At 59.7% G+C, this 10,145-nt stretch carries 7 protein-coding genes; all 7 read right to left on the bottom strand.

All coding sequences use genetic code 11. From position 1 onward, the window contains the following. Positions 1–272: 272 nt before the first annotated feature. Genes LL962_RS08330 through LL962_RS08300 form a run of 7 tightly spaced genes read right to left on the bottom strand, consistent with a single transcriptional unit; the run spans position 273 to position 9,930 of the window. Entirely contained in the window at positions 273–989 is a 717-nt protein-coding gene (locus tag LL962_RS08330; protein ID WP_228316553.1) for a M48 family metallopeptidase, read from the bottom strand. A gap of 3 nt (positions 990–992) precedes the next feature. Then, on the bottom strand, positions 993–4,103 hold the full coding sequence (locus LL962_RS08325) for a type I restriction endonuclease subunit R (protein ID WP_228316552.1): 3,111 nt from the start codon (positions 4,101–4,103) through the stop codon (positions 993–995). Positions 4,104–4,139: 36 nt separating this feature from the next. Continuing rightward, on the bottom strand, positions 4,140–4,955 hold the full coding sequence (locus LL962_RS08320; RefSeq protein WP_228316551.1) for a zeta toxin family protein: 816 nt from the start codon (positions 4,953–4,955) through the stop codon (positions 4,140–4,142). A gap of 7 nt (positions 4,956–4,962) precedes the next feature. Then, positions 4,963–5,238 carry a hypothetical protein gene (locus tag LL962_RS08315; RefSeq protein ID WP_126936889.1) on the bottom strand — a complete coding sequence of 92 codons (276 nt, stop codon included), beginning with the start codon at positions 5,236–5,238 and terminating at the stop codon, positions 4,963–4,965. A 59-nt stretch (positions 5,239–5,297) separates the two neighbouring features. After that, positions 5,298–6,245: an endonuclease NucS domain-containing protein gene (locus LL962_RS08310; protein WP_228316550.1), complete on the bottom strand. Its 948-nt coding sequence runs from the start codon at positions 6,243–6,245 to the stop codon at positions 5,298–5,300. Next, positions 6,242–7,516 (bottom strand): restriction endonuclease subunit S, encoded by a 1,275-nt coding sequence (locus LL962_RS08305; protein WP_228316549.1) that lies wholly within the window; start codon positions 7,514–7,516, stop codon positions 6,242–6,244. Before LL962_RS08305 ends, LL962_RS08310 begins: the two co-directional genes overlap by 4 nt. Then, positions 7,507–9,930 (bottom strand): HsdM family class I SAM-dependent methyltransferase, encoded by a 2,424-nt coding sequence (locus LL962_RS08300; RefSeq protein WP_228316548.1) that lies wholly within the window; start codon positions 9,928–9,930, stop codon positions 7,507–7,509. Before LL962_RS08300 ends, LL962_RS08305 begins: the two co-directional genes overlap by 10 nt. Positions 9,931–10,145: the final 215 nt, after the last annotated feature.

Raw genomic sequence — 10,145 nt, 5'->3', positions numbered from 1 at the left:
GGTTCAACAATCGCCGCTTGCTTGAGCCGATCGGCAGCATCCCACCGGCCGAGGCCGAAGCCAACTATTATTCCAAATCCAAGCAACCCAACGAGTCCGCCATGTCGGCGTGACTCAAACCAAGGAGTCTCCGGGAAAGCCGGGGCGGTTCAGGTTTGTCGGAGGTGGGTACCGCTGTTAGCGGAGTTTCGAGGCTCCGTGGGGTGATCGTGCTACTGCAGGAGATTTACGTCAAGCGCTAATGGACCAATGCACAGCCCACGGATACATGCTCAGTAGTGCCAGTCTTCATGCCGCACCGGCAAATCGTTTAGCTGCCGCCGCAAGTGCGGCCAGTGTGGTAAATGCAAGTCCATGAGAGCAATGAAGCGCGCGTTGTGGGTGGGCTCCAGCAGGTGGATCAGCTCATGTACTACGATGTATTCCAGGCACTCGGGTGGCTTTTTGGCAAGGTCTGTATTGAGCCGGATGTATCCAAGATTGTGGGTGCAGCTGCCCCACTTGGTTTTCATGCGTTGAACGAAGACGCGTTGCGCCTTGACCTGAAGCACGGGCTCCCACTTGTCCAGTAACGCAGGCACGGCCTCGCGCAGTTGCTGCCGGTACCAGCGATCGAGCACCTGCTCGCATCGCGCCTGATCTGCGCCCGGCCGCACCTGCAGGTACAACTTGCGTGGCGTCAAGCCCACCGAGGGTGGCGCATCGACAAAGCGGACCTCAAGCAGATAGCGCTTGCCCCAGACATGGTGACTTTCCTTGTTGAGAAACTCGCGCGGAGTCTCGCGCTGCTGGGCCTGCAGCTTGCGCTGCTGCGCACGGATCCAGGTGAGCTTGGAGATGACGAACAGACGGATGGTTTCGAGCGCCATACTTTCCGGCGCGGCAATCCGCACCTTTCCCGTCGGCGGCAGCACGCTCAAATGCACGTGCTTGATCGGCTTGCGAGTCACCTCGGCGCGCAGCCCACCCAAATCCAGCACATCCAACACCTGTCAGTACTCCTTCTGCGCAACCACGATGGGGAACAGCCGAGCGACCTCGTCGATGTCCTTGAGTACGTCAAACATGGCCTGCTTGACCATCTGCTCTTTCGCCACCACGCCACGCCAGCCATCCGGCCGCCGCGCCTTGATTGCACCATCCAAGGCCAGGGCGGTTTCCAGGGTCTTGCCCCTGCCTGCATATGGGATCTCCGGCTCCCGCAGGGTGTTGCCAACCACGTGATTCTTCAGGTTGTTGTAAAGCGCCTGCTGCCCGAGCGTCTTCAGTCGCACGGGCGTGTCGTCGGCCTTGCCGGCATTCACTTTCTTGGCCACCTCGGCAATGCGGGCCAAGTACTCTTCATATTCGATCGCCTTTTCCTTGCGGAGGCGAATGATCTCGTCCAGCAGAGCCGACATCTTGGCAAAAAATGCCGGGTCGGTCAGTTCTTCCTTCAGGATCTTGCTGCGGACATTGTTCTCGATTGTTTCGGCAATCGACTCCTTGTTGCCCTTCATCTCCCCCAGTCGCTCGGCAATGGCATCGGCTATGCCAGTCTTGACGATGAGGTCCAGCAAGCCGATACCATCGAAGGGAGAAATCTTTCGCGGAGCCTGCGCCTCGATATAGGTATCGATGAGGTGGCGCATGTCGGCCTCGAAGGGCTTCAGGTCAAGCGACTCGCCCGCCGCCTTGCGGATGATCTCACGCAGGTCCAGGTAGTGCTTCTGCTGACGCTTGATGTCCTCGATCTGCGCGGCCGTGTAACCAGCCGCTTCCAACTCGTCGGCCAAGTTGGCGTATGCACGCACCAGCGCGACGACACTTTTGTAGAGCGCCACCCGGTGGTGCTCACGCGCCCGCAGGTCGTCGGCAATCTCGGTGTTTCCGCAAAAATAGTGGATATGCTCCAGGTCGCCCCTGGGCGGCCCTACCGGCTCGCACAGCAGGGCCAGCGCCTCCAGTGCATCGTCAAGGCGTTCACGGCCCGCCTCCACCCGATCCTTGAGCAGGATCTGGGGATCAGACTCTCCAGTGCTGTGGTCAAGCTCTGCGGTATAGACCGCAATTGCCTTTTCGACCTTCTTGAACAGATCCTTGTAATCGACGATGTAGCCAAATTCCTTGTCGTCGCCGTCCAGCCGGTTGGTGCGGCAGATTGCCTGGAACAGGCCATGATCCTGCATCGACTTATCGATGTAGAGATACGTGCAAGGCGGGGCGTCGAAGCCTGTCAGGAGCTTGTCGACAACAATCAATAACTTCATCTTCGCAGGCGTCTTGACGAAGGCGTTCTTGACCTGCTTCTCGTAGGTTTCGGTCTTGGTTTTGCCGGACTCGGCCACAACGCCCTTCAATAGCTCGTTGTAGGTGTTATAGATGAATTGCCGGTCGCTCTCGGTATTGGCACCGGTCTCTTCCTTGCTGATATCCGAGGCCTGCGGATTGTAGGAGGTGACAACGGCACAACGGCCTCTGAACACCGTCTTGTTGAAGCGCTCGAAATACTTGCACGCCTCATAAATGCTGGAGGCGACCAGGATGGCATTGCCCCGCTCATCGTTAAGACGCGGCTTGACCGCAAAGTCATGGATGATGTCCATCACCACCCGGTCCATGCGGGCACGCGAACTGAGCACGGTTTGCAACGTGCCCCATCGGCTCTTCAGCTCGTCCTTTTGCCAGTCGTTCAGCCCGCGGGTCTTGGCGTCGAACCATTGGTCGATCTGCTCGTTGCTGCCTAGCCTCTGGTCGATGTCGCGGGCCTCGTAGACCAGATCCAGCACCACACCGTCCTCCACGGCTTCGGGAAACTTGTAGGTGTGGATGTAGCCGCCAAAGACCTCCAGGCTGGTCTGCGCATCGGACTTCAACAACGGTGTGCCGGTAAAGCCGATGAACACCGCATTGGGCAGCATGGCTTTCATCAACCGGTGCAGTTTGCCACTCTGCGTGCGGTGACACTCGTCCACGAACACCACGAGATCGCCCTGGGTCGGGCTCGGCTGCGCCGCCAGATCTCGCAGAAACGCTTCGAAGTCGTCCACGTCGCGGCGCCCGAACTTGTGTACCAGCGCGCACAGCAGCCGGGGGTTTGGCTGGGCCAGCTGGGCCATGAGATCGCGCCCGCTTTTGCTGCGGTGAATCGTCTCGCCTGCATCCTGGAATACGCGCTCGATCTGCTGATCCAGCTCGTCGCGATCAGTGATGATGGCCACCCGTGCGGCAGCATTGTTCTCCAGGATCCAGCGCGCCAGCAGCACCATGAGGATGCTCTTGCCCGCACCCTGGGTATGCCAGATCACCCCGCCACGCCGCTGCTGCACATGTACCTGCGCGGCTTTGACGCCAAAGTACTGATGCACGCGCGGCAGCTTCTTAACGCCTCCATCAAACAGCACAAAGTCGCGCAGCAGCTCCAGCAGACGCGTTTTTCCACATAGCTTGACCAGGTACTTATCCAGTTTATAACCGGTGTTATCGGCTTCGTCTTCCTTCCAGGCCAGGAAATATTTTTCCTGGGTTTCGATGGTGCCGTAGCGCAGGCCTTCCGAGTCGTTGCCCGCCATGACCAGCTGGATCGTGCTGAAGAACCAGTCGTTGAATTCGGGTTGCTGGTTGGACAGGCACTGGCGAATGCCCTCGCCTAGTCCCACGCGGCTGTTCTTGAGCTCCAGCACGCCCATGGCAATGCCATTGAGGTAGAGCACGATGTCCGGCCGACGCTCATGCCCGCCGGCCAAGGTCACCTCTTCGGCCAGGGCGAAGTCGTTGTTCTCGGGCGTGTGCCAGTCCACCAGATGTACGGTTTCGTTCACCTGGCCGGCCGCCAGCTTCACAGAAACTCCGTAGCGCAGCAGGTCGTACACCGCTGCATTGGCGGCATAAAGCGTGCGCCCATGCAACAGTGTCTCGGTACGGAGCTTGTAGAGCGTAGCGCTGATGTGCGCGGGGCTGTAGCCAAGCCGGCCCAGGTGCTCGCTGAGCAGGCTTTCTTCCAGGCAATGGTTGCCAACGCGGTCGGCCCAATCTCCCAGATAGCGATAACCCAGTTGCTTGGTAAACAGTTGGACCACACGCGCCTGTGTCGCACGCTCAGACTTGTTGATGCGATCGCTCATGCAGCTTCCTCGGCGGGCGTGTCGTGTTGCAAAGATCTAGGTATCAGGGATGGCCGACGGGCCGGCTGTCTGGAACGACCGCCAAAGCGAAGTGGTGGTAAACCAGGCCGGCAACGCGTCTGCATGGATGTGCAACTCATCACCGTCCACGATCTCGGCGAGCAACTCGTGGGCTTCGCCAGAGTTGTCGAACACGTAGGCACGGTTGGAGGCGGCGCAGGCAGCGTCCAACAGGTCGATGGAGCGTCGGTACCGTTCACGCACCTTGTCATCCGGCACATCGTGCCCGCCCTGCGCGACCCGCTGCGCCACGCGCGCAAGATTGATGGCCGGGTCATCGGTGGCGACAAAATACAGATACGTGCGATACCCGCGCGCCTGGGCCTGACGCATGAAATCGATCTTGTCCGGCGAGGACATCACCGTCTCAAAAGTAAAGGTCGCGCCCTGCTCCAGTAACTGCCTTCTAAGTCCGTCGGCCAGCACCGCAGCCACATAGGAGTTGATATTGGGTTGCGGAAGCTGCAGCGTGCCACTGGCATCAATCACCAGCGTCTCGGCCACACCCTCTAATCCGTTTTTGCGCAGCAGAACAGAGTGCGCCAGATGTTCGCGCATGCTTGCCTGCAACTCGGCAGGCGGGCACTGCAGATCGAACGACCGCAGATCCAGCGCACCGGTCTGCCGCAGCTGCCGCTCGATGTCGTCTGCATTGACGTAGGCCCCGATCCACTCAGGGCGCAAATGTTCGTGAATGGTGCTCTTGCCCGAACCGTTGGGCCCGGCAAAGACCCGCATGCGGGGCTGGGCAGCACCAACGGCCGGGCCGGCGTCGTCTACACCTTGCGCCATCGCCTAATCAGCGTTCCGCCGCTGGCTTTGACGCCGGCTTTCCGCCCCGCCTGAGTACTGCGCCGGCCGACACCGGTGTGCTCTTGGGCAAGCGTTTGATTTCCACGTCCTGCCCGCTGACATGGCGTTCGATCAACCACCCGGCGGCAGACTTCATCACCACCCGCCCGCCCTGGCGTAGGGCACGCGCATGCGCCTCCCGGCCCGCCTGGGCGGCCAACGCGGGGATATGGGACTCTGCGGTCTGCATGGAGGATTCGCTGAGAGGCTTGGTGCGGCGCATGGTGCTACTCCTCTGGTACGGCGTAGGGCCATTGTGCAACGTCTGCGCACGGGCTGCCATCACTGCCGGATCAGCTTGAAACTGAGTTGATAGCGGTAAAAACCAATGCTGGGCACCGCCGCCAGCGCCCAGCGCAGTTTCTGGTCGTCGTCCAGCGCAATAATCACCCCTTCCACGGCCTGATGCGGCTCGGCGATCTGCTCTTTGACATAGCCCATGTAGCGCAGGATCTGGCCCACCACCACGTCCGACGCCCGGCCGCGCTTGAGTTCCACCACCAGCAAGCGCTGGCCGTCCTTGCTGACCGCCAGGATGTCGATGGGCCCGGCATCGGTGGCGTATTGCTGGCCCACCAGCTCACCGTCTTCCTCGTAGACCTTGAACTGTTGGGCCAGTTCGGTCTGCGCCCAGTTCTTCACCAGGAAGTCTTCCAGGTGCTTCTCCATCGCGAAGGCCACCGGGTCTTCCACCACCGGGTCGGTCGCCACGATGCCGGGCGTAGGCTGACCGGGCAGCGCGGCCAGGAACTGTTCGATCTCCTGATGGTGATCGGTGATGGTGCTCACCGTACCGATGGACCCGGTGGAATTGCGCAGCGCTTCACTCATCGCCGCGCGGGCGATCGTGAGGGGCAACCAATTCACCTGGCGGCGGTGCGGCAGGACCCGGCCGGGGGCGTAGCGGTACTCACCCTCAACGACTCCCACGTGGTACACGCCGGTGCCGTCAGGGCACAGCACCACATCGCCAGGGCGGATGCCCTTGGCTACCGTCCAAAGCGCGCCGCAGGCCAGACCCGCTGCGATCTTGCTTTTGTCAGGGTGGCCAGCCAGGAACACCGGGATAAGGGCGGCGTTGAATTGCCGCCACGCCTCAGGCAATCGGCCGCTCAGGTCTTGCTCGATGCCAAAGTCTACGCCGATGAAGCCCCCGGCCACGCACTCGGCCGCATGGACACTTTGGCGGCCCAACATCACGCGGTAGTAGCTCTTGGCGGAGTGGGTCATGCGCTGGATTCCATGAGACGGATGCGACCGGTCAGCAAGGCCTGGGCCATGGCTTGCTTGAGGGCGCGGGCTTTCGCGAGACGGAATTCGAGGGTAGAAATTTCGGTTTCCATTTCCGACAGAATACTCGCGATCTCACGCTGCTCACCAACGGATGGGTAAGCAATCTGCAGCTTCTCGATATCGCTCATGCCAAGATTTCCTTGGGATGAGGAATTCGTCAACACGGTGATTTGATTGAGGACCTTCTGGCTCTGCAGTTGATAGTAGAGAAATTTTGAGGCGATCTTTGTGCCTGCGCGAATCAACGCGATTGGTGACCAGATGTTGAAGTCCATGTCATCTTCAACAAGGGCCACTTTGCCAACCGAAGCAGCCTTTCCGAGAAGCACATCACCTCGCCTTGGCTTGCATTTCCTGGCGAAGAGTTGATCGTCTTCCCTAGTGATAAACCGTAGATCTCTAAGATCAATGCGATTGCCAACCAGATTGTTGACCGACAAGAACGGAACACCTGAATCTACGAACACAGGAGTTGTGTGCGGACCATCTGTCACGGGGGCCTGAACTAGGGTTCGCAGCTCTTCGTATGACCATGAGCCGTTGAACCCGGGCAACCGCCGTTTGCCGGTGAGCAGCTCCTGCATGGCGCCTTGCTTGATCTGGCGCTTCTTGGTCAGCAGTTGCTCCAATGATTCAATCAGAGCGTCGGCATCGCAAATAGCCTGGGAAATCCTGTATTGCTCGTCTTCACTCGCAGGCTTCGGAATCGGCAAAGCAACGAGCTTCTCCTTCGGAAGGTGGGCGATACTAGTTTGGGTGACGTAGTTCTGAAGTTTCCCGGTGCGCGCGAACTGTTCGAGCACAGCCGCCATAAACTCATGCGAGTATCCACGCTTTGTGCGTAGGCGATGAAGCGCTTTTTGGTAATAGCACTCTTCTAGCTGACCACGCCAAATCGCACTACGACCGACTTCACCACCTTCGCAAACAAGAAGATCCCCGTGCTCCAAACGATAGCGCTGCAGGTCGGACCGTGACATAAGGATCTCGCCGATATCGTTGATGTCGATCCGCCCCCACTGAACAGCTCTGTTCCCAAGAAATAGTTTGGGCTTCCCCATGTTCTTTTCCGAGTCCAGCATCTTTCCGAGTTGGACATGGAACTCATCGCCAACAGTGGTCACACTCCAATCTGACGGAATCAATCCCAGTACTGTCATGGACTGCTCGCCATACAGATAGTTAGCGCCACGCTCATTCAATTCCATGCAAACCCCATCTTCGCCAAATGCTCAGCCACCCGCGAACGCATGTAGTCCGCCTTCTGTACCAGCTGGGGTAAAGTCTGCACATAGCGCTCAGCCAACTCTTTCACCCGCCCGGTCAGAGCTTGACTCACGCGATCCAGCTCACCGTGTACGGCAGTAGTCAGCGTCGCTAGCCACTTGTGATCCACCACCAAGCTTTTCACTTCAGCAGCAGTCAACGTTGGGTACCGCGCCAGGGCCTTTGCATCCAATTCGGCTTTCAGCGAAGCACTACGCTTCTTCAATGCAATGGCTTTCTCAGACAACGCCAGCCATTGCTTAAGCACCGCCAGCTCATCAGCCGCATCGGCATCCTTTGCTATTTCCTTGATGCGCGACTTCACTTCATTGTCGTTGATCTTGTCGAAACCACTGAACGCCGCATCTTCACCGCTGTGCTCTTCTTCTAACTCTGTTTGCGCAGCCTGGGCGCTCTCCAACTCGACAGCCAGCCGATCCAGTTCCGCCTGCTCGGCGGCAAAGTGGTGCTGCACCAGCAGCGCCTTGGGCACCAGATCGCAGGCCCAGCCTTTGTCCACGGTCCTGCCCGGCGTGCCGTCCTTGTTCTTCTTGGTTTCCAGTACACGATAGGGCTGCGCTTTCCAGCCATCTTCGGCAATCAGGTAAGCGTCGTCCTGCAGCGTGGCCTCCCAATAGTCCAGCAGATGCTGGTACACCGCATAGGGATCGATCAGCGGCTGCGCGGCTGGCTGGTGCTGGTAGTGGGCCAGCAGACCTTCGGCCAGCTCGTGGATGAGTTCCTTGGGGCGGAAGCCCGGCGCCAGTGCATTGAGCCGCTCCATAGCGGTCGCACGCCACGCCTCGAAGTGAGCATTCATGGCCTGGATGTAGGCCTGGAACTGCGGATGCTGGTAGATGGTGGGCTTGATGGCCGTTGGTGCTACGGTCAGGTCCAGGTAGCCGGGCCGGCGCGGGCGAAACAAGGCGGCCTGCAATTGCGGGCATACCGCCCAGTAACGGCCAAGGGCTTGCAGATCCGCCTCGGGGATGCCGCCATTGAGGTGAGCATCGATATCCTGCTGATCTTCCGGCGTGCTGCTATCGATGTAGCGCGGCAAGTTGAGGTTGAAATCGTTCTTCTCAATCTCTTCCAGGCCGACCATGCGCGCATAGCGCGGGTTGCTGTCGGCAAGTGTTGTGAAGGCATCGACAATGCGATGGATGTCGCGCTCGCGCAGGCGGTTCTTGGCGCCATCTTTGATGAAGCCGCGCGCGGCATCGATCATGTAGATGCCCTTGCGCGCCGCCGCGCCGGCCTTGTCGATGACGATGATGCAGGCCGGGATGCCGGTGCCGTAGAACAGGTTGGCCGGCAGACCGATGATGGCCTGGATCAGCCCGCGCCGCACCAGATTGCGACGAATCTCGGCCTCGGCGTTGCCACGGAACAGCACGCCGTGCGGCAGGATGCAGGCGCCACGGCCCGTGCGCTTGAGCGAGCGAATGATGTGCAGCAGATAAGCATAGTCGCCCTGCTTGGCCGGCGGAGTGCCAAAGCCTTCGAAACGCTGGTAGGCATCGCCGATGACGCCGGTGCTCCAGCGTTTGTCGGAGAACGGCGGGTTGGCGACCACGTAGTCGAAGGTCTTCAGCGCATCGCCCTGTAGGAACTTGGGATCGGCCAGGGTGTTGCCCTGCTCGATCACCGCGCCCGGGTTGTGGTGCAGGATCATGTTCATGCGGGCCAGGCCGCTGGTGACTTCGTCCTTCTCCTGCCCGTAGACGCTGACCTGGGTGGGTGCAGCCTCGGCCACTTTCAGCAGCAGCGAACCGGAACCGCAGGTGGGGTCGTACACGGTGGTGTTGGGGCTGGTCTTGGCCTTGGCGATGCCCAGCACCTGGGCCATCACCCGGCTGACTTCAGCAGGCGTGTAGAACTGCCCTTTGCTCTTGCCACTTTCGGTGGCGAAATGGCGCATCAGGTATTCGTAGGCATCGCCCAGGATGTCATCGCCATCGGCACGGTGACGGCTGAAGTCAAGGTCACGGGACTCGAAGATGCCGATGAGGTTGCCGAGCTTCTCGACCTTTTCCTTGCCTGCACCGAGCAAGGACGAATCGTCAAAGTCGGCCTTGATGCGTAGCCGGTTGGCGTCTTCCAGCGGGCGGATGATCTTCTTGTTGATCTGGTCGCCGATATCGCTCTTGCCCTTGAGCGCCACCATGTCGGCAAAGCTGGCGCCCTTGGGAATCTGGATGGGCGCGAACGGCTGGCCGGCATACTTGTCACTGATGTACTTGATGAACAGCATCACCAGCACATAGTCCTTGTACTGGCTGGCATCCATGCCGCCGCGCAGCTCGTCGCAGGAGGCCCAAAGCTTGGAATAGAGATCGGATTTCTTGATGGGCATGAGGTCTAGGAATTCTTCTGTTGCAACACGATGTGCCCAGCTCTGCTGTGGAGCAGATTGGGCGGAACTGCGGGAGCATAGCCGGCTTGCAAAGGCCGGGAAACGCCTGTTGAAAAGGGTGACATGAAGAGCGTGATCAGGCTCATTGGTGGCGATAAATCAACAGTGCGGGAGTTTTCTCTCGCTCTTTCGCGCGGCGCAATGCAAGCACTAGC

The sequence above is a fragment of the Xanthomonas sp. NCPPB 1067 genome (assembly GCF_020783795.1).
Classification (GTDB): Bacteria; Pseudomonadota; Gammaproteobacteria; order Xanthomonadales; family Xanthomonadaceae; genus Xanthomonas; species Xanthomonas melonis.
Note: the sequence above shows the minus strand (reverse complement) of the source record. Positions and strands in the feature narration are given on the sequence as shown.